We start from the raw sequence: 22,700 nt of genomic DNA, 5'->3' as shown, positions 1-22,700 counted from the left end.
CATGGGCGACCCAAGAGGATTCCTGAAAGTCCGTACCCGCCGCGAGCTGGCCGAACGCCCCATTGAGGAACGTATCAAGGACTGGTTCGACGTGCACGCCGAATCTGGTCTCCAGCCGTGGACTCGCGAACAGGCTGCACGCTGCATGGATTGTGGCACCCCGTTCTGCATGACCGGATGCCCGCTCGGCAACGTGATTCCTGAGTTCAATGATCTGGTCCGTCAGGGCAAGTGGGAGGACGCCTATAACCGTCTTTCCCAGACTAACAACTTCCCTGAAGTGACCGGCCGCATCTGCCCGGCCCTGTGTGAACAGGCCTGCGTGCTCGGCATCCACCAGCCGCCGACCATGATCAAGAACGACGAATGCACAATCATCGACCAGGCATGGGATCTGGATTACGTCAAGCCTCTGCCGCCGCAGCGACTGACCGATCAGACCGTGGCCGTGGTCGGCTCCGGCCCTGCAGGTCTGGCTGCCGCCCAGCAGCTGACCCGTGCCGGCCATACCGTGGTCGTCTACGAAAAGGACGATGCCATCGGTGGCCTGATGCGCTACGGCATTCCGAACTTCAAGCTCGAGAAGGGTCTGCTCGACCGCCGTGTGGAGCAGATGGAGGCCGAAGGCACCCGCTTCCGCACCAACGTGGAAATCGGCAAGGACATCTCCTGGGATGAACTGCGCGACCGTTATGATGCCGTGGTCGTGGCCATCGGCTCCCGCGTGCCTCGCGATATGAAGATTCCGGGCCGCGAGCTCGACGGCATCCACTTCGCCCTCGACTTCCTGCCGGACGCTACCCGCCGCGTCTTCGGCGTCAAGCCGGTCAACGACATCACCGCTAAGGACAAGCATGTGGTGGTCATCGGCGGCGGCGACACCGGTTCCGACTGCCTCGGCACCTCCATCCGTCAGGGCGCCAAGGATGTCACCGTGCTGCAGATCATGCCGAAGGAGCCGGAGACCCGCCCGGCCAACCAGCCGTGGCCGACCTTCGCCCGCACCTACCAGAAGACCACATCCATGGCTGAGGGTGGTACTTATCTGTACAGCACCGATTCTGTGAACTTCGTTGGTTCCGAAGAGGAGCAGTCCAAGGTCACCATCGAGAACTCCGCCACCGCCGAAGGCTTCGTTGCTGACGAGCATGGTCACGTGACCGGTCTGAAGATTGTGAACGTGGCCCCCGGCGAGAACGGTCCGTTCACTCGCCAGCCTGGCACTGAGCGCGTGATTCCGGCCGATCTGGTGCTCATCTCCGTGGGCTTCCTGCACCCGGACACCACCACACTGGTCGACCAGCTGCCGGTCGAGCTCGACAAGCGCGGCAACATCGCCCGCAACGACAACTTCGCCACTTCTCAGGATGGCGTGTTCGTTTGCGGCGATGCTGGCCGTGGCCAGAGCCTCGTGGTCTGGGCCATCGCGGAAGGCCGCTCCTGCGCTGCTGCCGTGGACGAGTACCTCTCCAGCGAGAAGACTAGCGAGCTGCCGGCCCCGATCAAGGCGTCTGACCGTCCGATGATGTTGCCTCGCTGATTAACCAAATACGGTTGCCATAGCGAATCCTGCGGTATTATCTACCGCAGGATTTGTTTTTTCCAAAGTAGGAGTACTCATATGCCGAATCGTCGAGAACGTCGTGCCCAAGCCAAAGCTAACCGTAGGGGAGTGCCGTCGCAATACGATCAGACCCAGGGTCGCGGCCGTTCGGGAATGATTGACGAATACCAGCTGCAGCAGAAGTCCATCCGCCTGCAGGAAGGTACGGATGGCAAGGAATGGAAGCCGAGCGGCGGCAACGTCGAGGAGACCGAAACCCTGCTGACCACCAATCCGAACTATTCGAATCCGAAGATGTTCAAGGCACCGCATTCGGTTCGCCAATGGTTCCGCGTGGGCAGTTGGACGTTGATCGCCTTGGCCATCATCGCATTCTTCGTGGTGATGTGGCTGCCAACCCATCCGATGTGGCTTATCGCCACCGTGTCTGGCGTATTCATCGTCGGCGTGGTAAGCCTGTTCTTCACCGCAGGTAACTCGAAGGATAATCCAAACCTCGATCAGAACGGCACCGCCGTCTGATCTCGCAGTAGTAACGGTAATCGTTTGTAACAGGCAGTATCTGCGCGTCTGCACGAAGAACATGCGCAGTTACTGCCTTTTTTGTTATTAGAAGAGGCAGTAACTGCGCGTACATACGAATAAGACGCGCAGTTACTGCTTGTTCTGCTATGTAAAGAGGCAGTAACTGCGCGGCATACAGGTAGGTCAGCGCAGATACTGCCTCTTTCACGTGTCATTGAGCAGTTTCTACTACTGAATCGCCTCGCATTCACCTCTATGAATCGCCTCAGCGGCCTTATCGGTGAAATCATTCATCAGATACTGCTCATGATGATTCTGCGCGGCATACTGTGCGCTTTGCTTAAGCCAATTCGCATCCGCTCCCAAATACTTGATGGCATAGCTGTTCGTCACACCTTCGAAACGATTCACACCGTCCTGCACCACCACCGGCGGCTGAATGGTGCCGCAATACATGTGAATGGCATGGTGGGCGAGTTCGTGACGAATCGCTGCGGCGGGCGCATAATCCGTATCCCAGCCATTGGCATCCGTATTAGCGTAAATAACGTTTGGCGTAACCGGGCAATAGTACGCAAAGGTTTCTTTATCCTCGAGTGTTTGCATATCCGGGTTATTCGAAGAAGATTTGGTGCAGTATTGCATGCCGGCTTTGAAATCCCAGTTGATTTGTAAGCCAGCGAGCTCAACGATTTTCTGAGCGCTTTCTTTGTAATTTGCCCCCATATTATTGGCAGCCGCAGCGATTTTCGGTTCCAAGTCCGCCCATAACGGTTTCAATTCCACGGAATTCTGGCCATCGACTGTATACGTATCACCATTAGTGCCCTTGAGTGTAATCTGCACCTCAAGCGGCTCGCCTTTCTTGAAATGAGACTCTACTGTATCCGTATCGGTTTTGTAGGAGGCAATCACGTCGTCCATCTCGTTGGCATCAATGCCGATGGTGTCCCCGATAAGTTTCAGATTCGAAGAATATTTGCCTAATACGGCGATGAAGTCAGTCACGTATTTGCCACCATCATCGCTGACGGGGATACGGTACTTATCCATAAAGCCCTGTAAATCGGTGAGTGCTTCTTGGCTGTACTGCTCATACTTACCGTTAACGTACTGATATGTTTCCTGATATGAAGGACGATCCTTCATCGTGATATAGGTGACTTTAGGCTCATTCTGCTGCTGTTGCTCCGCCTGACTTTGTGACTGCTGAACGGCATCATTAAACGCTTTGTTCGTCATAGCCGCAAAACCAGCGGTAATCGCTATGAAGAGCAGAACTGGTATCAGAATTACCGAAATCACAATGGCTGCGATGCCGCCGCCGCTCAGACCGCGCCTTTTCTTTACCGGTCGGGCGTAATAGTACGGAGATTGCGTGGGATGTGGGGTGGCAGGCCTGTACGAGGCAGTCGGATTGTTCGACCATGTGCCAGGTTGCGCGTATGGATTGGTTTGCTGAACGTAAGGATACTGCTGTTGAGGATACGGACTTTGCTGTGGATTAGTGGGATGAGGATGTTGGACATATGGATTTGATTGCTGAGAAGGTTTTCCTTGATATGAAGATCCACCATATTGGTTGGACTGATTGGAATGATATGGATTGGATTGATTAGGTGGTAATGGCTGCCCGTATGGATGCTTCGGTTGTTGCTCGGTCATGTTACCCCTTTGTTCGAGACCTGCGCGAATATGTTCAGTTTAGAATGGGAATATGGCTACCGTCCAGTGTCGCGTTCATAGGCTTGTCAAATCACGGACCTTGGGTGATGAGAATTGGTTGGTTGCGAATGTACCGGCAAATGCAAAACGCACGTCGGATGTTGTGCGTTTTTGCGGGCCCTGTGCTTTAAAGTGGGTATTGCTTCCAGTGTTCTGATGAAAGAAGGAGAGGCAGTCCAATGAAGGTCGACATTCTCACCCGCGAATACCCACCGCACGTCTATGGTGGCGCTGGCGTGCACGCCGAAGAGTTGTCCAAGGTTCTGGCCGAACGTATCGATGTGACCGTGCGCGCGTTTGATGGCAAGCGCACTGAGGCTGATGTTCCCGCGATTCCGAATGCCACCGAAGCCAAGGGCAGCCTCAAGGTTGTGGGCTATGGCACTCCGGTCGAACTCGCTGATGCGAACCCTGCTCTGAAGACTTTTGGCGTGGATCTGCAGATCGCCAACGATGTCGATGCGGACATCATTCACGCCCACACCTGGTATGCATGCCTTGCCGGCTACCTGGCCAAAATGCTGCATGGCACGCCACTGGTTATCACCGCTCATTCCCTGGAACCGTTCCGTCCATGGAAGCGCGAGCAGCTCGGCGGCGGTTACAACCTGAGCTCCTGGGCTGAGAAGGATGCTTACGAGCATGCCGACCGTGTGATTGCCGTCTCCGGCGGCATGAAGAAGGATATTCTTGCCGCTTACCCGAGCCTTGACCCGGATAAGGTGGTCGTGGTCTACAACGGCATCACTATGTCTGAATTCGCCACTCCGGCCGACGATGATCCGGGCTGGAAGGTCTTCGAGCGTTACAACATCGACCGTTCCAAGCCGACCCTGCTGTTCGTGGGTCGTATCACCCGTCAGAAGGGTTTGCCGTACCTGCTGAAGGCGCTGCACTTCGTGAACCCAGACGTTCAGGTGGTGCTGTGCGCTGGCGCTCCGGATACCCCGGAGATCATGGAAGAGGTCAAGACCTCGTTCGCTGAGCTCGACAAGGAGCGCGGCAACATCGTGTGGATTGAGGAGATGCTGCCGAAGAACGAGCTGTCCGCTCTGGAGCATGGCTGCGATGCCTTCATCTGCCCGTCCATTTACGAGCCGCTGGGCATTGTGAACCTTGAGGCCATGGCTTGCGGTCTACCTGTGGTGGCTTCCGCCACCGGCGGTATCCCTGAGGTTGTGGTTGATGGCGAGACCGGTTTCCTGGTGCCGATCGATCAGCTGCACGATGGTACTGGCACGCCGACCAACCCGGATAAGTTCGTGCATGACATGGCTGATGCAATCAACAAGATCATGGCCGATCCGGAACTTCGCAAGAAGATGGGCCAGGCTGGCTACGAACGTGCCCGCGATGTGTTCAGCTGGGAATCCATCGCCGACGAAACTGTCAAGGTCTATCAGTCCGTCCTCGACGAACAGAAGAAGTAAGCCCTGCTGAGCTTCCCTCTGGCAAGAGGTATCTACTGAATTGACCTATCCCAGCCTCCCTCTGATAGGACCGAACCGTAAAGCGTACAGTCCAGTGGGCTGTACGTAGGTGAGGTGTTTGACGACAGTCAAACTAGCAAAAAGCAGGCGAAGCCTGTCAATAATTGCCGGACGAGGTGGCACGTGTAGCGTGACGGAGGGAGAGACCGTCTATAGACGAGCCTCTCCCTTTCTGTTGTCAATATAATTGTTATTTTTTAGGATTTTTCACTATGCCTACCACCGTTCTGCAACTCGACAATGTTGAATTTCGCCGCAATCGCCGCGTGATCATCACCGACGTAAACCTGACCGTCAAGGCAGGGGAGCGGTGGGTGCTGTTCGGACCGAACGGTATCGGCAAATCAACGGCGGTGGGCATGCTCGCCACCCGAACCTTCCCGTCGGAAGGCCGCGTGTTCATCCTTGGCCATCAGCTCGGAAAGTACGATGTGTTTAAGCTTCGCACGCGTATTGGTCTCGCATCCGCTGATTTGGGCCGTCAATTCCCTGATTTCGAAGATCCGCTGGACGCCGTGGTCACGGGCCTTTCCGCAGTGACCGGCCGCTGGCAGGACACCTACACCGAGGCGGAATATGCCCGCGCGCGTCAACTTTTGCATGACTTCCGCGTGGGCTACTTGGAAGGCAAGCAGATGTGGCGCCTGTCTGAAGGCGAACGCACGCGAGTGCTCATTGCTCGCGCGCTGATGGGCAACCCCGAACTGCTCATCATGGACGAGCCGACCACAGGCCTTGACCTGGGTGGGCGCGAACAGGTGATGCGTACGTTGAGCCGTATCGGCGAAGAGAACTCTGATCGCGCGGTAGTGCTCGTGACCCACCGTCTCGAGGAGATCCCCGCAGGATTTGACCACATCGCCATCATGGGAAGGAAGCCCATTCCGGCCGAAGACGCCACCAGCGATGGCATCGACGCGATGGGTAATCCCGGCGCTGGTACCATCGTCTACTCAGGTCCACTTGAAGAAGGCCTGACCGACGAGCGTCTCTCCGACCTGTTTGGCATGCCCATCGAAGTCGAGCACAGCCACGGCCGCTGGTCCGCCTACGCAGTGTGATACAACGGCATCATGACCACAAGCAAACTTGTTTTCATTGACATTGACGGCACGTTGGCGGACGAGAATCACGTAGTGCCCGAATCCGCGCAGGAAGCTTGCCATGAGGCTCAGCGTAACGGGCACAAGCTGTTCATCTGCACCGGTCGCTCCATGCCGAAAATCGAGCGCAGCATTCTGGACTTGGGTTTTGATGGCGTGGTCTCCGTGGCCGGCGCACAAGCCAATGTCGGCGATACGCTGCTGTTCCAACATCTGGTGCCGGCTGCGGCGGTGGATGCAGCAATGGAATACTTCAAATTGCACCATATCGAAAGCTACCAATGGCAAGGTGCGGACGGCATGTACATTTCCGAAGGCTATCGCCGCCATTTGGAGTCCAAAGGCAAGACGTTCAACCGTGGTGAGTTCGCGAAGTTCTGGCATCTCATAGATGAGGTGGAAGTGTCGTTCGGTTCCACGCTGGGAGAAACCATCAAGGTCAGCAAAGGCTCTTATTTCACCGGACCGGATCCGGATGTGACCTTTGAGCAAACCAAACGTGATTTGTCTCCCTGGTTCGAGACGGTGCACGGCTCGTATGACAAAATCTCCCCGAACAATGGCGAGCTGCTGATCAATGGCATCGATAAAGGCACTGCTGTGCGCGACGTGGCCGATGCGCTTGGCTATACCATTGCCGACACGATTGCCATCGGTGATTCGGATAACGACACTGCCATGCTCAAGGCTGCAGGCACTTCGGTTGCAATGGGCAATGCAATTCACGGCATCGAGAAATTCTGTAACTTGCAGACCAGCGACATCCACGACAACGGCCTCGCCAACGCCTTCCGCACTCTCGGTTTGGTGTGAAGGGGGATTGCCAGCGATAGCTGACCGAGAGGAACATTATGGTAAGGCCTTACACGGCCGTGTGAAAGGAGCATGCAATGGTCGCAAAAGCTGACAATGACGTCACGCACGCGAATCATGAATCGCAGCACGACAAGGAACACCGTATTATGCAGCAGGCTTTGGAGGGTGCCGCTGCGGAAACGGTGCAACGTTTTGGTGCAGCAGCTAAGGAACATCTTGTGGCATACGGTGGTGTCGATCATGAAACAGGTGGTATTGGCGTCAAACCAGTGCCGCACAATAGCCTGAAAGCTAATGCCGAGATGGCCGGCAGACAAGGGGTGAAACAGCTAGCCGGTTTTAGCGCGGAAGTTGAATCATCTGCCCGAAGGAATGCTGAGCATATTATCAGCGGTGAATCGGAACGGTTCAAGCGCTATGATGCGGTGAAAGGCAAAGCCAACGATCTCATCGTCGACATCGTTGAAATTGATGCCTATGGGGACATTCTGGCTGATTCCGAGTCCCAGATGAAATTCGTGGGAAGCAGTCCTAAAGCTCTGCTGAAGGCTTTGAAGAGCAAGGAGTATGCGAAGTATCGCGACAGCGGTGTCATCATGGATATTCCTGATGATTATTATGACGTGCTGATGGGAAACGGGCCTGACGGTATTGATGCTCAGATACAAAACATGCAACGCAAACTGGATTCCGGGCAGCTCTCGAAAGAATCCTCCGAACGTGTCCAGCAAGAGATCGATAAGCTCCACACTATTAAGAAAAGTCTTCGTAAAAGCGGGCTAACCAAACACGAAGCTGAACAGGCAGTTGTGCACCCGAAGCTTACAGTGACCAAGGACGTGGCCAAATTGGCACATCGTTCGGGCATGGCACAAGCGAAAACCGGCGCGCTGATTGGCGGTGGAACCTCGTTGGTTCGTAACCTCGTCGGTTGCATCAACGGCACTATTGAGCCACAAGAGGCAGCGAAACGTGTAGGAGCAGATACTGCGACAGCTGCAGCATTCAGTTACGCCACGGCATTCTCGGGCACCGTCATCAAAAGCGCAATGCAGAATGCATCGAATGGATATGTGCGTAGTCTATCCAAAACCAATGTCGCAGCTACTCTAGTATCCACAACCGCTGACGTGTCAAAAGCTATTGCAGGGTATTGCCGCGGCGAGTTGACCGCAGCTCAATGCATCGAACAGATGGGGCAGCAGGGTCTTGGACAATTAGGCGCGGTAATGGGCACTGCTGCCGCGACATCCGCTGTCAGTGCAGCTGGCTTCACTGGAGCCGCAGCTATTGCGGCTGGCATGTTGGGTAGCACGCTTGGTTATGCCGCTGCCATCGCCGTATATGAAGAGCTTGCAACGGCGCTACACGAATACGAAATGGCGAAAGAGGAACGTATTCGTGTGGAACAAGAGTGTGCCGAAGCCGTCGAACTGATTCGTCAGTATCGTGATGACTTCAATAAAGCGGTCGATAGGTATCTGGCTGATAAGACAGAAACATTCAATGCGAGTTTCGACGCTATGGATGAAGCTATTCTCGCCCATGACATCAATGGATACCTGGCCGGCAATGCCACGGTGCAGGAGGCTTTGGGATACCAGCTGCGATTCCGTACCCAGCAGGAGTTCGATGACATGATGAACTCCGACGAAGACTTTGTTCTATAGAAGAGTCAGGAGAAGCAATGACCTACATTCAGCGCAAAGCTGCTTTGCAAGCATTCTATTATCTGATGGCAGTGGACGGTGCCGTCACAGCAGAAGAATTGGAACTGTTCAACGGTATCGGTGAGGAATTGGACAACAATCATTTCCACGAATATGCAGAGCAGTTGGTGGCTTCCTGCGATGGTTATGTATCGCGGTATTCCGATAAAGATGATGACCGATATGACGTGATAGTTGAAGGTGTTGATCAAGCCGTGTCGAAGCATGGTGATTCCGTAAACGGAGTGACATCCCGGTTGCTGCTGTGGAACATGCTGGCTGTGGCGTATGCGGATGGGCATTACGACCAGACTGAGCGAAAACTCATCCGCCATATTGCAAGAACGGTTATCAAGGAACGTTCAATATATCCCGAAATGGAGCACCTGATGAGAGCTGCTCAATCAGTACGGGAGGAGTTGGCATGGATCACGTCATCAAATTATCCGTATGCTGAAGTGCAACCTGTGGTCGAGACTCTTCACGAACGCGAAGAGGCGATTCAGCTTGCCGCGACTCAGTTGGTGGCAGATGAAATGGTCCCGCAGGCGCCTGTGGCCATGACCGTGCAAAAAGATGTCTTCGATATTGCCAAGGAGAACGTTGACAAGGCGGTGGCTCCAGTGGTTGGGCAGGTGCAGCAGGGTATGCAGGAGGCCGCCGATACGGTGAAGCATGTTGTTGCCAATACTCCCGGCGTGGCGCAAGCTGGCGATGCTGTTAATTCCGCTATGAAAACAGTTGGCGATGCGTTGAATCCGGTTGGCAATGAGGTACGAAAGCAAGCCGATCGTGCAGCGAGAGAAGCACAAAAACAGGCAGAGAATGCAGCCAACGCAGTTAAAGGTTTCGTTGGCGGATTATTTGGTGGCAAGCGGTAGAGCTCAAAGAGGAGGATGATAGTATGCCGATTTTCATTGCACCGTTGTTCATGGGACTTGCCGCTGTTGGCGGTATAGCTGGAGTTGGAATGGGTGCCAAGGGCGGTATGGATCAGTTCAAAGCCGACCGTCTGAATGTCAACTCTAATAATCGTATTCGTTGGGCCGCCAATCGCCTCGAACAACTTCGTGAGCAGTGTTCGCGATCGCTCAATGCGCTGGGCAAAGAGAAGATTATTGTGCTGGACGGGAATGTGAAGCGCTTCCTTAACGCATTCGGCCAACTGAAGAACGTGGATTTCACACCATCGGAAGGTCTAGATGAATTGGAAAAACTCCGCATTGATAAAGCCGCTTTTGAAGAGCTTGAATCTATGGGCAATATAGCGTCTTCTCTTATGCAAGGCGGGGTCACGGGAATCGCCAGCGGGGCACTTACCGCATTTGGCGCATACAGTGCAGCCACCACTTTCGCGACGGCATCCTCTGGAACCGCCATTAGCGCATTGAGCGGCGCTGCAGCATCCAATGCCACACTGGCATTCTTTGGCGGTGGTTCTTTGGCCGCTGGTGGAATGGGTGTGGCCGGAGGAGCTGCCGTTCTTGGAGGATTAGTCGCCGGACCCGCACTGCTAGTGATGGGCGCCATCGTTGGTGCCAAAGGCGGTAAAAATCTCGAAGAGGCCAAAACCCAGTCAGCCAAAACCGACCAATACTGCGAAGAAATGATGGCTGGAATCGATCAGTGCGTTGCCATACGCCGACGCAGCTCCATGTTCTATGCGTTATTGGCTCGACTGGATGCTAAATTCCTGCCTTTGATTTACGAATTGGAACACATTATCGATACTGAGGGCGTCGATTATTCGCAATTTACGCTTGAGAGCAAGCATGCAGTAGCGGCGGCGGCATCGACTGCGGCTTCTATCAAAGCGGTATTGGATACGCCTTTATTATCTGAAAACGGGTCATTGACCGCGGAATCCGCATCCCTTGTGCAAGCGGATTTTGACGAGTAGCAGGAAGACACATGAGCAACGATTGCCGTGCTGCCGGATTGCCCGTGGCCATCGCGCAGTTCACCGTGGCACGCGAACCGGAACGTAACCTTGCGGTTATTGATGAATTCGTTCGCGATGCTGCAACTCAGGGTGCTCGATTACTTGTGCTTCCCGAAGGGCTGATTGCGCGCGACGGCGATGATGATGCGTTCGCGGCCGCCCATGCGCAGCCTATTGACGGGGCGTTTGTTGCGGGGCTCAAAGCCATTAGCACCAAGCGAAATATCACCTTGATGGGCACGGTGCATATCGCTTCGCTTGAAGGTGTTGCGGATTCTCGAGTATCCAATGTGTTTTTGGTGATTCGCGGCGGCGAAATTGTGGCAACTTATCGGAAGTTGCATCTTTATGATGCGTTTTCGGCTAAGGAGACCGCAGTGGTTCAGCCCGGCACAAAAATGCCGCCTATCGTGGATATCGATGGTTGGAAGGTCGGCGTCATGACCTGCTATGACGTGCGTTTCCCTGAAACCGCACGCTCTCTGGCCGTGCGAGGAGCGGATGCCATCGTAGTTGCCGCCGCATGGGTACGGGGATCTCTCAAGGAATATCATTGGAAACTGATGACGGCTGCACGAGCAGTGGAGAACACTTGCTATGTGCTGGCGTGCAGCGAAGTTAGTCATCGTAACATCGGTTGCAGTCGCATCATCAGTCCGCTTGGCGAAGTCCTTGCCGAAGCTGGCAGCAACAGCCCCGAACTCATCACCGCTAACTTTGATCGCAATGCCCTCGAATCGGCGCGACAAACACTGCCAGTCCTACACAATCGACGCTTCGCTGATCCTCAATTACGATAGATGGTCGGTTGAACGATAGAACGATAAGGTGCGTGTGTATGGATGAGCGATGGGTGAAGGCGTTGCAGGCCAAGAACATGAGTGTTCCAGGGCAGGCGAAGGACGGTGACAAACAGACGAATAGCGGCAATGCGCTCGCAAACAAAACGGCTGTGCGTGGAACATCGAATATGACGATGCGGCACGCACAGCCATTCAAAGCGACCGGTCACAAAGGCGGCATCAGCCGGCAGGGGAGTTGAACTGAGTGACTCGTGGGAACTACCCCTCAGTCGGCTGACGCCGACAGCTCCCCTGACAAGGGGAGCTGGATTTGGCGGAGACGGGTATCAGTCGGCAGGGGTAGTTAGTACACGGAGTAGCCGCCGTCGACCTGTAGGTTGGTGCCGGTCACATACGAAGATGCATCGCTGGCGAGGAACAATACTGCGGTAGCGATCTCCTCATTGGTGCCGAAGCGATGCATTGGCACGGGAGCGGTCATCATATCGTGTGCTTCGGGAACGATACGGCCTTCGAAAATGCCGGACCAAACATAGCCGGGGGAGATGGCGTTCGAGCGAATGCCATACGGGGCCAGCGCAGCCGCCAAGTAGCGCGCGTATTCGTAGATGCCGGCCTTGGAAGCACCGTATGCGGCCACCGGGGAAGGACCGCCGGCGATGAAGTTCGCATTGTGTGCGGACAGCGACGATGTGAACACCAAAGAGCCACCATGATTATGCTCGCGCATGATGTGCTGCGCGATTTGCGCTGTCAGATAGGCGCCGGTCAAGTTGATGTCAATGGTCTTCTGCCAAACCTCATATGGCTCGTCGGCATTATCGCCCGGCACGTTCACGCCGGCGTTGATGAACGCCACATCCACAGTGCCAAGCGACTCAACCAGTGAGGACTTCAATGCATCGACCTGTGCCTTATCGGACACATCGCAGTAGAGCGGCACAACCTTTACACCATAACGCTCAGAGAGTTCCTGAGCGAGTGGCTCGAGCGTTTCCTTGGTTCGAGGCAAATCCACAATCGCCACGTCGGCACCGGCCTCGGCCCAAGCTGCAGCCACATTACGGCCGAGACCACCTGCGCCTCCGGTCACGAATCCCTTCTTGCCGGCAAGCGAGAAACGGTCCATGATGCGGTGGGATGGCTCTTTCCACTGGTCGAGTGGATATTGGTCGAATACGGAAGCGTCGGTCATAATAATCTCCGTTCTGTTCGGTGGCGGCGTCATTGTTGCCATCAATAGGGCGAGCCTATCACAGACAATCAGAGTATCTGCGATAGGCTCGCTTAAAAGTTCAGGAAGTTAACATTTGCATGAGGGACAGCGTGTGAGGCTGTACGCTGCAGTCACGGCAAAGGCTCAGTCTTCCTCATGCCAATGCGGGTTCTGGCCGAAGGTGTAACCCTCCGGATTATCCATTGCAGCAATATCCTGCATATCCTGCTCATCCAGCTCGAAACCGGTTAGGTCGAGGTTCGCACGCTGACGATCGGCGTGCATTGACTTTGGAATCGCCACATCACCCAACTGCAGGTGCCAGCGCAGAATCGCGGCCACAGGGGAGACGCCATGCTTTTCGGCAATGCGTACGATGGTCGGATCTTTCAACATCTGGTTGGCTCGGCCGAGCGGACTCCATGCCTCGGTGATGATGCCGTGCGCATCATCGTAGGCGCGCTGCTCGTTCTGCTGGAAGAACGGATGCAGTTCCACCTGATTCACGGCCGGAGTCACACCGGTAGCGCGGATGAGCAGATCGATATGGCCGGGCAGGAAGTTGCTTACGCCGATGTGCTTGACGATGCCCTGCTTTTGAGCGTCAACCAATGCCTGCCAAGCCTCTACGAACTGGCCCTGGGACGGGTTCGGCCAGTGAATCAGATACAGGTCGATGTAATCCAAACCCATGCGAGCCACGGATTCCTCAATGGTCGCACGAGCCTGATCATACTGATGATGGCGGCCCGGCAGCTTCGAAGCCACAATGATATCCTCGCGCGGCACTTCTGATTCGCGAATCGCCTTACCGACGATGCCCTCATTCTCATAGTTGAATGCTGAATCAATCAGACGGTAGCCGACCTCAAGCGCGGACTTAATAGCTTCAGCGCCCGCGAAGCCGTTGACCTTATACGTGCCAAAACCGATGGCCGGGAGCTCCAATCCATCGTGTGCCTTGCGAACCGGAATTGCCGGTGGTTCCATCAGTGCCATACTGAACTCCTTTGTTGTGGTTTGTCGATGTTTGTGCCGTTGTATGTGCACACAAACGGCATACAATCGGCTTCCTCATTGCTCACTATAGCGAGGCAATCTCGCGGATTATTGCATTACGCGGGCTGTGTACGGGGTGTTGTAAATGGCATTGACCCCGTATAATGAGGCCGTTGCAGGGGAACCTGGTTTGTTTGCATCCTACGCGGAATAGAGGGATGCGGGATGCCAGGTTGAGATAGGCAAGACGCCTGACCCTTGGAACCTGTTGGCTAACACCATCGAAGGGAGCACGCATGGCTTTTGACGCCACTACATTCGGACCCATCACGCTCGACCATCTGCCGCCATTCGCTCAACGACTGCGTAAGGCCGCGGACCTTGTGTGGGAGGAAGGCTACAATCAGCCGTTCCTGCGCGAACTTGGCAACGGCACACTGGCTCGCGAAAAGTTCGCGTTCTACCTGCTGCAAGACTACCGTTATCTGAACGATTACGCCAAAGTGCACGCACTCGCACTCACCAAGACGCAGGATCCTGAAATCATGCGGTTCATGGCCAACGTACAGAACGCGATTTTCAACGTGGAATCCGCCATGCACCGTAAATACATGGCAAGCTACGGCATCAGTGCCGAAGAGATGAACAACGTTCGTCAGTCCGCATTCGCCCGCGCCTATACGTCAAATATTCTTTCCATCGCTTATGGCAATCCGCTCGTGGATATTCTCGTGGCCGTGCTGCCGTGCGCATGGGTGTATGCCGACTACGGTCAGCGTCTCGCCGCAGAATTTGGTGATTCGCTGGAAAGCAACCCGTACAAGAGCTGGGTTGACATGTACAAGACCGAGGAATTCTGGAGCTCCTCCGCATGGCTGATCGCACACATCGAAGAACTTGTTGAGGACCTGAGCGAGGAGCGTAAGCAGGAACTCGTGGACATCTTCGTGACCGGCGTGGAGAACGAATACATGTTCTGGGCCTCAGCCTACGACATGCAATACTCCTGGAAGCCCGAATGGGACGTGCGTTAGAGGCTTCAAAACTTTCGCTACTTCTGCAGTGCAGAGCTACGAGTACATATCTCCCTTACAAGGGGTATATTGGCTGGGCTTCGGATACCTAACTGCTTTGTAAGGGGTACCTGAATGAGGAAACCTCATATATGAGTGGCATCATTCCAACGTTAATACTTCATGTTTCAACGCTGGAATACCCCTCGCAAAGCAGATAGATATCTGTGAACGGTTGAATGTACCCCTCGCAAGAGAGATATCCATACAACCGAGCTATAAATGGTTCACGAAGTCACGGATATCGGCAATTTCCTCATCGCAGATGGCGTGGCCCATGCCTGGGTATTCGCGATACGTCAAATGGCCGGCGTCTTCCAATACTGTGCGAGCATTGTGCTGGTCAGGCAACGGAATCGTGCGGTCCGAAGAACCGTAAGCCAGGAAGAACTGGATCGAGGAGTTGAGCTGAACGTCCTCTTCGCCCTTGAACGATGGGCTGAGCAAGATAGCTGCGTCAAACAGATTCGGATATGCCTGAACTAGTCGGTAGGAAAGATATCCACCCTGTGAGAAACCGATTAATATCTTCTTGCGGTCCGCAAAGGCTGCGGAATCCAATAACTGAACTAATGCTTTGCCCACGGATGCGCACTCGCGCTGCCGTTCATCCACGCCACAGCCGTCCGGATACCAGTAGTGTCCGCCCATGTAAGGCCGTGCGTAAGTTCCGCGGAACGACAGATAATCGGGCTTCTCGTCCTCAACCGCATACACCGCATCAATAATCCGCGCCATTTCGTTCTCATCGTTCCCATATCCGTGGAACATGAGGAACAGGGGCCTATTGTTTGCAGATCCATCAATGTGCGTGCTGATTTTTCCGTTCACCTGAAGTCGCATGGTTTTACTCCTAATGCAATTAGTCATTAGTTTCTCAATCTTGCACTGTGATGTCTGGCTTCGTATTCATTGAAATTATTACGAACGGCATCGGATGGATATTTGAGCTTCGTCTTTGCCAGCTTATTCGTGATGATGTCATCCATATCAACGCCCAGTGCATCGGCCATCATAATGCAATATGTGAGGACGTCCGCCAGTTCTTCTTGAGCATGTTCTGTATCTGAGGCAGGGGCTTCCGGAACCCATTGATAGCATTCCAATAATTCCGCTGCTTCAATGCATATGGATTTCGCCAAATTGGCTGGTGTGTGGAATTGTTCCCAATTGCGTTCTGCTGTGAACTTGCGTATTGACTGAACAGTATCGTCGCTAATCATATTTGTCATTCTAGAGCCTGTTGAATGTCGTTGTCTCAGACTTTGGTGGTGATGGACATAATGTATCTATGGGCATTGAGCATTTGAGACCTACCATTATTAAGCTTCCGTACGGCAAGTATGCGGAAGAAGATTTTGAAGATGCGCTGAACAAACGTTCCGATGGTCGGTCGAAAGACATGATTGAGCATGGCTCTAACCTGGAAGAAATCATGTCTTACATTCTGTCGTATCCTACGGTATACATCGTGTATTCGGAAGGAAAGAACCGATACTCCAATAAAAACGAATATACGGTATATATCGGTGAAACAAATGATATAAGGCATCGGACATTTGAGCACCTTACACAGGATGCCCGGAAACGGGATGATTGGCGGGAAGTTGCCGAGGCGGTTAATAAGGATGCCGATGCATTCGAACAGTATGTGATTGCGCATCCGATATTCAACAAGTCTTTGACGTTGGACGTCGAAAACCGTCTCATGCATTACATGTCAAGTACTGATTCAGTCAAGAAACTGAATAATCGTCGTACGAATGCGCAAGGGAAATATTACACATCCGATCAGTTCAACAACATCTTTTCTAAGATATGGCTGGGACTGCATCAGGATGCCCCTGAACTTTTCCCAGCAGAGGAAATCATTCGCGATTCGGCATTGTTCAAAGCCTCTCCTTTCCATCGTCTAAGTTCTCGTCAAATTGATGCCGAAGAGGAGATTCTTGCACAGCTTGATGCATTATTCATGCCTCGTCTGCATGATACTGATTCGGTAAAGAATTCCAAGCTTATTTTCGTCCAAGGTGCTGCTGGAACAGGGAAGACTGTGCTGTTGAGCCATCTGTTTTACCGTATTGCCACGGAGATTGGTATTCAGGGTGATACATATTCTGATGACGAGGAACAATCGACATTATATTCCTGGCGGAATGGCAATCTCTCCACGTATCTCCTGGTCAATCACAAGGAACAAGTACACGTCTATAACCAAATTGCCTTAAAGCTTGGATTGCAGAAGAAATCAAATGAAGTGGTGATGCTTCCCAGCCAGTTTATCAATCGCTTTAGTGAAACGAATGGTCATGGGCGAGGCATCCCTGATAAGCCGAAAGGTAAAGCCGATATTGTGCTTATCGACGAAGCACATCTTCTTACAACGCAAGGTACTCAGGGCTACTCAGGCAAGAACCAGCTTTATGATATTCTCCGACGCGCGCGTATGGTCATCGCGGTATTCGATCCAGAGCAAATACTTCAGGCTCGACAACAATGGCATTCGTCTGTTCTTGAACGGTTGTTCCCGAGGAAAACTAATAAGCCGATAAATGAGGAAAGCGCTCAGAGCGTCGGGAAAATCGGTGATTTCTGCACTGTTTGTTTAGGCGAAGAAGACGGACTGCCATCCGTACCTATCGATGTTGCTCATATTCAGTTGAAGGACCAGTTCCGCATTGCGGCAAGTCAAGAAATTGTCGATTGGATTAATCGGTTTACTGAGGGAAAGGATTTCGGGCCGATTCCTCAGGATCATGCGAACTACGGTCCTGATGGCCAGCCTTATGACATTAAGGTGTTCGATTCCCCTGTCGCGCTCTTTGAAGCGATAAAGGAGAAATCGCAACTTACTGCTGGTGGATGGAATGGTTCCGGATTATCCCGTGTGCTCGCTACATATGATTGGAAATATTCCTCATCTACCAATGACGATGATCCCAATGGATACTGGAATGTGATGATGCATCGTGATGACTCAGGACACTGGTGTATGGGCCTTAATGATGGTGACGATAAAGGGTATATTCCGGGCGATACAGATCAAAGTCGTTTCTGCAAGCCTTGGAACTATCAACTGACTGATCCCGCTCAAAAGTCTATCGATAAGAATCTGGCATGGGCGGAAAAGGAATATACCATCGATGAAATTGGTTCCACCTTTACCATCCAAGGTTTTGATTTGAATTATGCTGGAGTGATTATTGGTCCTTCGGTGCAATACCGAAATGGAAAAATTATCTTCAATCCTCAAAAGAGCCACAATTATTTAGCGACCAACAAACGCAAGGATTTGGAGACGGACTATTCTGAAGAGAACATTAAGCATGAACTAAATGTTCTCCTTAAGCGTGGAGTGCATGGCCTTTACCTGTTTGCAGTCGATGAGGGACTGCAGCAGCATTTGAAGGAATGCTGTGCTCCGTCTCGCTAGAGCAAGGTGAGAGATTCTCTCATGGCAGCATTAGACTGAGTCATCTTATATCAGATTTGAAAGCGAATTCATTGAGTTATCGGCAAGGAGAAATCCATGAATCCTAGGCGTGGAGCGTTTGTTGCGGGTGAGAAGGTGCAGTTCACCGACCGTAAGGGCAAGAAAATCACCGACCAGCTGGTGCCGGGCGGCTCCACGCAAACCGAGCATGGTCTGATCCTGCACGACGATGTGATTGGTGCAGTGGAGGGCACGGTGATCACCACCGTGCACGCCAAGCGCGAGGCGCAGGTGAACCAGGTCTATCCGGAGAAAGACAAGAACAAGCCGTGGAAGTCCTCGCGTGCCATCGGTGGCTGGGAGTACGCGGCGATGCGTCCGCGTTTGGCCGACTACGTGCTTTCGATGCCGCGCGGCGCACAAATCATGTACCCGAAGGATATTGCTCAGGTGATTCAACTCGGCGATATTCGTTCCGGTCTGCGAGTGCTGGAATCCGGCGCCGGCTCGGGCGCCATGAGCCTGAACCTGCTGGATGCCGTGGGGGAGTCGGGCCATCTGACCACCATCGAATTGCGCTCTGAATTTGCTCGCGTTGCTGAGGCGAACGCCACGCTATATTACGGTGAAAAGCCTTCGTGGTGGCGTTTGCTGACTGGTGACTTCGACTCTGTGGCCACCGACCTGCCTGAACATTGGTTCGATCGCATCATGCTCGACATGCTTGACCCTTGGAATCGCTTGGAGCAGGCGTATCAGGTGATCGCCCCAGGCGGTGTGCTGGTCTGCTACGTGACTACCACCACGCAGATGAGCCGACTGGCTGAGGCTTTGCGCGCGGCAGGTTGCTGGACCGAGCCACAGATTCAGGAGACACTTGAGCGTACATGGAAGGCACAGGGATTGGCGGTTCGCCCGGACCATCAAATGATTGGCCACACCGGTTTCCTGGTGATTTCGCGTGCGATGGCACCGGGATTCGCCGCATTGAGGAAGCGCGAACGTTATTCCAAGGATACGGTGACCGACGTGGATGAGTTGACCGATGAGCAACGCGAAGCACGTCTGGAGGAGTTGGAACTGCGCGACATCTCCGATCACAAGCTACGCAAGGTGCTGCGCGATTTGAACCGTCAGGTCGGCGAATTGAACCAACTTGGTGAGGAGAATTCCTGAATGGTTATGTGAACGCTCACAACAGGACTATAATAAATCTTCTATATGCGGTTGTTGTGAGCGTTGCATACCTTTAGAAAGGGAGCCTCAAAGTGGGCATCAAGCTGAGCAAAGTAGCCAAAGCGGCCAAGAAATACAAGCATATTCTCATCATCATGAGGCATGCCAAGGCCGAGCCGTTCGGCGGCAAGGATGACCTTGAACGCGAGCTCACGGACAAGGGTTTGAAGCAAGCCAAGACCGTGGGCAAAGGCATCGAAGTGCTTGGGCTTAAGCCTGACCAGATCTCCTGCTCGGCGGCGACCCGCACGCGCCAGACCTTGGATAAGATGCTGAAGATCTTCGGCGACGATCCCATAGTGGACTATCGTATCAATCTGTATGACGGGGGAGTGCAGGCCGTCTTCGATGAATTGGCGCACGTCAAGCCCAAGCAGCGCGTATTTATGATCGTCGGCCACGAGCCCACGGTGTCCATCGCCTCGCAATGGATCGCCTCCGCGGATTCCGATGCCGAGCGTCTTGATTTGCTGAACCTGGGACTTTCACCGGCGTCCATTGTGATTTTCGGCTCTGATAAGCCGTTCGACGAATGGCAGGTGCACAGCGGAGAATTGCTCGCCGTAATCAACGTCAAGGATTTTGACTGATTTCCAATGCGGCTATAAGTTCCCCCTATAACGACACTCAAAGTGTTCTTATGAGTCTGAATCTGTGATGTTTTGATAGCCTAAGTCGGGTTACGAACGCATACATTGGAGGATTCATGTCCACTCTGACTTCCGTCTCCGGTTTCCCGCGTATTGGCCAGAACCGTGAACTGAAGAAGATCATCGAAGGTTACTGGAAGGGCGCCAACGATCTGGCCGCCGTCAAGACCACCGCCGCCGAGCTGCGCGCCAAGCACTGGAAGCTGCAGCAGGCCGCTGGTATCGACCTGATTCCAAGTAACGACTTCAGCTACTTTGATCAGCTGCTGGACACCGCCATCCTCCTCAACGTCATCCCGAAGCGTTACGAGCGTCTCGCCTTCGAAAACCAGGAAGACACGCTCTTCGCCATGGCCCGTGGCTACCAGGGCGAGAAGGGCGACGTCACCGCTCTGCCGATGAAGAAGTGGTTCACCACCAACTACCACTATCTAGTGCCTGAAGTTGAGCCCGGCGAGGAGATCAAGCTCAACTCCACTAAGCCGTTCGACGAGTTCAACGAGGCTAAGGCCCTCGGCGTCCTCACCAAGCCGGTGCTGATCGGCCCGTACACCTTCCTCAAGCTGGCCCGTGGCACCAACGCCCAGAAGCTTGAATACGACAAGGGCCTCGTCAATGCCGTCGCCGCCGTCTACGCCGAAGTGCTCACCAAGTTCAACGAACTGGGTGCCGAATGGCTGCAGCTTGACGAGCCATACCTCGTGCTCGACAAGGAACCGGGCGACGTGGAGCTCTTCAAGGCCCTGTACACCAAGATCCTGACCGCCAAGGCCGGCGTCAAGGTGCTACTCAACACCTACTTCGGCCACATTGCCGACGTGTACGAAACCGTGAACCTGCTCGGCTTTGACGGCATCGGTTTGGACCTGAACGAAGGCCGCGAGGAGAACCTCGAAGCCGTGGCCAAGTACGGCGTGGCTTCCAACACCACCATCTTCGCCGGCGTGATCAACGGCCGCAACATCTGGCGCAACAACTACGCCACTTCCCTTGGCCTCGTGGACGCACTGAAGCAGGTTACCCCGAACGTGGCCGTCTCCACCGCATCTTCCTTGCTGCACGTGCCATTCAGCACCGAAGGCGAGACCGGCATTCCGGCTGAAGACCTGAAGCACTTCGCCTTCGCCGTCGAGAAGCTCGGCGAGCTCAAGGAAGTTGCTGTACTCGCCGACGCCACTGAGGACGAAAAGAAGGCTTCCGAGGCCCTCGCCGCCAACCAGGCTCTGTTCGACGGCACCCGCGTGGCTGCCGACCCGGCCGTTGCCGAGCGCGTGAACGGCCTGACCGCCGACGATTACGTGCGCCAGCCCGCTCGTGAAGAGCGTCAGAAGCTGCAGCGCGAAGCTCTGGGTCTGCCGCTGCTGCCTACCACCACCATCGGCTCCTTCCCGCAAACCAAGGAAGTGCGTGCCGAGCGCGCCAAGTTCCGTAAGGGCGAAATCACCAAGGAAGCCTACGACGAGTTCATCAAAGCTCAGATTGACGCCTGCATCAAGCATCAGGAGGAAATCGGCCTCGATGTGCTGGTCCACGGCGAATTCGAACGCAACGACATGGTCGAATACTTCGGCCAGAACCTGAACGGCTTCCTGTTCACCAAGAACGCTTGGGTGCAGTCCTACGGCACCCGTTGCGTGAAGCCTCCGATCGTCTGGGGCGACGTCTCCCGCGCCAAGCCGATCACCGTGGCATGGTCCGCATACGCACAGTCCCGCACCAGCCATGTGATGAAGGGCATGCTCACCGGCCCGGTCACCATCCTGAACTGGTCCTGGCCGCGTGAGGACATCACCCACGAGGAGCAGACCAAGCAGCTGGCCCTCGCCATCCGCGACGAAGTGCTCGACCTCGAAGCCGCTGGCATCAAGGTCATCCAGATCGATGAGGCCGCTTTGCGCGAGAAACTGCCGCTTCGCAAGTCTGATTGGCATGTCAAGTACCTCGACTGGGCAGTGCCCGCCTTCCGTCTGGTGCACTCCGCAGTAAAGCCCACCACCCAGATTCACACGCACATGTGCTACTCCGAGTTCAACGACATCATTCGCGACATCGACGCGATGGATGCCGACGTGATCTCCTTCGAAGCCTCCCGTGGCGACCTGGTGGTGCTCGATGCCATCCACGATGCCCACTTCGAAACCGAAGCCGGCCCGGGCGTCTACGACATCCACTCGCCGCGTATCCCGTCTGAGAAGGAAATCGAAGACCGTATCTACGAAATCCTTGACAAGATGGACGTGAACAAGGTCTGGATCAACCCGGACTGCGGTCTGAAGACCCGCGGCAACGCCGAAACCTGGCCAAGCCTCGAGCATCTGGTCGCCGCCGCCAAGGCCGTCCGCGCCAAGCTCGCTAAGTAACGCATCTTATGTTGTGGCTCCCTCAACAGAGGGAGCCACTTTATATCAAAGGACCT

Annotated in this window: 19 protein-coding genes and 1 pseudogene; 15 read left to right on the top strand and 5 right to left on the bottom strand. The window is 54.2% G+C overall.

Going from position 1 to position 22,700, the window contains the following annotated elements; genetic code table 11:
• Position 1: 1 nt before the first annotated feature.
• Together CSQ86_RS05350 and CSQ86_RS05345 are read left to right on the top strand one after the other, a co-directional pair.
• A complete protein-coding gene (locus CSQ86_RS05350) occupies positions 2–1,540 on the top strand; it encodes a glutamate synthase subunit beta (RefSeq protein WP_100494069.1) in 1,539 nt (512 codons plus the stop codon).
• A gap of 81 nt (positions 1,541–1,621) precedes the next feature.
• On the top strand, positions 1,622–2,086 hold the full coding sequence (locus tag CSQ86_RS05345) for a hypothetical protein (protein ID WP_100494068.1): 465 nt from the start codon (positions 1,622–1,624) through the stop codon (positions 2,084–2,086).
• Between the two features lie 231 nt (positions 2,087–2,317).
• On the opposite strand, the gene CSQ86_RS05340 is transcribed toward CSQ86_RS05345, so the two are convergent.
• On the bottom strand, positions 2,318–3,754 hold the full coding sequence (locus tag CSQ86_RS05340; protein WP_133119268.1) for a hypothetical protein: 1,437 nt from the start codon (positions 3,752–3,754) through the stop codon (positions 2,318–2,320).
• Between the two features lie 239 nt (positions 3,755–3,993).
• Between CSQ86_RS05340 and glgA the strand changes: the two genes are divergently transcribed.
• The 8 genes and pseudogenes from glgA (at position 3,994) to CSQ86_RS05300 (ending at position 11,916) form a co-directional block, all read left to right on the top strand.
• On the top strand, positions 3,994–5,244 hold the full coding sequence (glgA, locus tag CSQ86_RS05335; protein ID WP_100494066.1) for a glycogen synthase: 1,251 nt from the start codon (positions 3,994–3,996) through the stop codon (positions 5,242–5,244).
• Between the two features lie 272 nt (positions 5,245–5,516).
• A pseudogene (locus CSQ86_RS10105) lies at positions 5,517–6,045 on the top strand (ABC transporter ATP-binding protein); the annotation flags it as partial.
• Positions 6,046–6,374: 329 nt separating this feature from the next.
• The gene (locus CSQ86_RS05325; RefSeq protein ID WP_165773772.1) at positions 6,375–7,220 is read left to right on the top strand and encodes an HAD family hydrolase; all 846 of its coding nucleotides are present in this window, start codon (positions 6,375–6,377) and stop codon (positions 7,218–7,220) included.
• A 77-nt stretch (positions 7,221–7,297) separates the two neighbouring features.
• Positions 7,298–8,893, top strand: a complete 1,596-nt coding sequence (locus CSQ86_RS05320) for a hypothetical protein (protein ID WP_100494063.1) — start codon at positions 7,298–7,300, stop codon at positions 8,891–8,893.
• 17 nt (positions 8,894–8,910) lie between these two features.
• Entirely contained in the window at positions 8,911–9,813 is a 903-nt protein-coding gene (locus CSQ86_RS05315; RefSeq protein WP_100494062.1) for a tellurite resistance TerB family protein, read from the top strand.
• A 23-nt stretch (positions 9,814–9,836) separates the two neighbouring features.
• Complete coding sequence (locus tag CSQ86_RS05310) at positions 9,837–10,832, top strand: hypothetical protein (protein ID WP_100494061.1); 996 nt, start codon at positions 9,837–9,839, stop codon at positions 10,830–10,832.
• Positions 10,833–10,843: 11 nt separating this feature from the next.
• Positions 10,844–11,674 carry a nitrilase-related carbon-nitrogen hydrolase gene (locus tag CSQ86_RS05305; protein ID WP_100494060.1) on the top strand — a complete coding sequence of 277 codons (831 nt, stop codon included), beginning with the start codon at positions 10,844–10,846 and terminating at the stop codon, positions 11,672–11,674.
• 38 nt (positions 11,675–11,712) lie between these two features.
• Positions 11,713–11,916, top strand: coding sequence for a hypothetical protein (locus tag CSQ86_RS05300; protein ID WP_100494059.1), 204 nt, complete (start codon positions 11,713–11,715; stop codon positions 11,914–11,916).
• A gap of 104 nt (positions 11,917–12,020) precedes the next feature.
• Here the strand turns inward: CSQ86_RS05300 and CSQ86_RS05295 are convergent, their stop codons facing one another.
• A complete protein-coding gene (locus CSQ86_RS05295; protein ID WP_243387642.1) occupies positions 12,021–12,872 on the bottom strand; it encodes an SDR family NAD(P)-dependent oxidoreductase in 852 nt (283 codons plus the stop codon).
• Between the two features lie 165 nt (positions 12,873–13,037).
• Entirely contained in the window at positions 13,038–13,886 is an 849-nt protein-coding gene (locus tag CSQ86_RS05290) for an aldo/keto reductase (RefSeq protein WP_100494274.1), read from the bottom strand.
• Positions 13,887–14,188: 302 nt separating this feature from the next.
• Between CSQ86_RS05290 and tenA the strand changes: the two genes are divergently transcribed.
• Positions 14,189–14,926 carry a thiaminase II gene (gene tenA / locus CSQ86_RS05285; RefSeq protein ID WP_100494057.1) on the top strand — a complete coding sequence of 246 codons (738 nt, stop codon included), beginning with the start codon at positions 14,189–14,191 and terminating at the stop codon, positions 14,924–14,926.
• Between the two features lie 255 nt (positions 14,927–15,181).
• Here the strand turns inward: tenA and CSQ86_RS05280 are convergent, their stop codons facing one another.
• Both CSQ86_RS05280 and CSQ86_RS05275 read right to left on the bottom strand, forming a co-directional pair.
• Complete coding sequence (locus CSQ86_RS05280; protein WP_100494056.1) at positions 15,182–15,808, bottom strand: alpha/beta hydrolase; 627 nt, start codon at positions 15,806–15,808, stop codon at positions 15,182–15,184.
• A 26-nt stretch (positions 15,809–15,834) separates the two neighbouring features.
• Entirely contained in the window at positions 15,835–16,188 is a 354-nt protein-coding gene (locus CSQ86_RS05275) for a nucleotide pyrophosphohydrolase (RefSeq protein ID WP_100494273.1), read from the bottom strand.
• A 68-nt stretch (positions 16,189–16,256) separates the two neighbouring features.
• On the opposite strand from CSQ86_RS05275, the gene CSQ86_RS05270 reads away from it, so the two are divergent.
• The 4 genes from CSQ86_RS05270 (at position 16,257) to metE (ending at position 22,644) form a co-directional block, all read left to right on the top strand.
• Positions 16,257–18,398 (top strand): DUF2075 domain-containing protein, encoded by a 2,142-nt coding sequence (locus CSQ86_RS05270; protein ID WP_100494055.1) that lies wholly within the window; start codon positions 16,257–16,259, stop codon positions 18,396–18,398.
• A 96-nt stretch (positions 18,399–18,494) separates the two neighbouring features.
• Positions 18,495–19,574: a tRNA (adenine-N1)-methyltransferase gene (locus CSQ86_RS05265; RefSeq protein WP_100494054.1), complete on the top strand. Its 1,080-nt coding sequence runs from the start codon at positions 18,495–18,497 to the stop codon at positions 19,572–19,574.
• Positions 19,575–19,666: 92 nt separating this feature from the next.
• Positions 19,667–20,224 (top strand): SixA phosphatase family protein, encoded by a 558-nt coding sequence (locus CSQ86_RS05260; RefSeq protein ID WP_100494053.1) that lies wholly within the window; start codon positions 19,667–19,669, stop codon positions 20,222–20,224.
• 116 nt (positions 20,225–20,340) lie between these two features.
• Positions 20,341–22,644 (top strand): 5-methyltetrahydropteroyltriglutamate--homocysteine S-methyltransferase, encoded by a 2,304-nt coding sequence (metE, locus tag CSQ86_RS05255; protein ID WP_100494052.1) that lies wholly within the window; start codon positions 20,341–20,343, stop codon positions 22,642–22,644.
• Positions 22,645–22,700: the final 56 nt, after the last annotated feature.

Origin of the sequence: Bifidobacterium felsineum, from assembly GCF_002802915.1 — a bacterium.
GTDB lineage: Bacteria > Actinomycetota > Actinomycetes > Actinomycetales > Bifidobacteriaceae > Bifidobacterium > Bifidobacterium felsineum.
This window is presented reverse-complemented; position numbering and strand designations above follow the sequence as displayed.

What these genes read in the sequence shown, in the direction of transcription:
- CSQ86_RS05350 (WP_100494069.1), top strand. Translation starts at nt 2, where the DNA reads ATGGGCGACCCAAGAGGATTCCTGAAAGTCCGTACCCGCCGCGAGCTG.
- CSQ86_RS05345 (WP_100494068.1), top strand. Translation starts at nt 1,622, where the DNA reads ATGCCGAATCGTCGAGAACGTCGTGCCCAAGCCAAAGCTAACCGTAGG.
- CSQ86_RS05340 (WP_133119268.1), bottom strand. Translation starts at nt 3,754, where the DNA reads ATGACCGAGCAACAACCGAAGCATCCATACGGGCAGCCATTACCACCT.
- glgA (WP_100494066.1), top strand. Translation starts at nt 3,994, where the DNA reads ATGAAGGTCGACATTCTCACCCGCGAATACCCACCGCACGTCTATGGT.
- CSQ86_RS05320 (WP_100494063.1), top strand. Translation starts at nt 7,298, where the DNA reads ATGGTCGCAAAAGCTGACAATGACGTCACGCACGCGAATCATGAATCG.
- CSQ86_RS05315 (WP_100494062.1), top strand. Translation starts at nt 8,911, where the DNA reads ATGACCTACATTCAGCGCAAAGCTGCTTTGCAAGCATTCTATTATCTG.
- CSQ86_RS05310 (WP_100494061.1), top strand. Translation starts at nt 9,837, where the DNA reads ATGCCGATTTTCATTGCACCGTTGTTCATGGGACTTGCCGCTGTTGGC.
- CSQ86_RS05305 (WP_100494060.1), top strand. Translation starts at nt 10,844, where the DNA reads ATGAGCAACGATTGCCGTGCTGCCGGATTGCCCGTGGCCATCGCGCAG.
- CSQ86_RS05300 (WP_100494059.1), top strand. Translation starts at nt 11,713, where the DNA reads ATGGATGAGCGATGGGTGAAGGCGTTGCAGGCCAAGAACATGAGTGTT.
- CSQ86_RS05295 (WP_243387642.1), bottom strand. Translation starts at nt 12,872, where the DNA reads ATGACCGACGCTTCCGTATTCGACCAATATCCACTCGACCAGTGGAAA.
- tenA (WP_100494057.1), top strand. Translation starts at nt 14,189, where the DNA reads ATGGCTTTTGACGCCACTACATTCGGACCCATCACGCTCGACCATCTG.
- CSQ86_RS05280 (WP_100494056.1), bottom strand. Translation starts at nt 15,808, where the DNA reads ATGCGACTTCAGGTGAACGGAAAAATCAGCACGCACATTGATGGATCT.
- CSQ86_RS05275 (WP_100494273.1), bottom strand. Translation starts at nt 16,188, where the DNA reads ATGATTAGCGACGATACTGTTCAGTCAATACGCAAGTTCACAGCAGAA.
- CSQ86_RS05270 (WP_100494055.1), top strand. Translation starts at nt 16,257, where the DNA reads ATGGGCATTGAGCATTTGAGACCTACCATTATTAAGCTTCCGTACGGC.
- CSQ86_RS05265 (WP_100494054.1), top strand. Translation starts at nt 18,495, where the DNA reads ATGAATCCTAGGCGTGGAGCGTTTGTTGCGGGTGAGAAGGTGCAGTTC.
- metE (WP_100494052.1), top strand. Translation starts at nt 20,341, where the DNA reads ATGTCCACTCTGACTTCCGTCTCCGGTTTCCCGCGTATTGGCCAGAAC.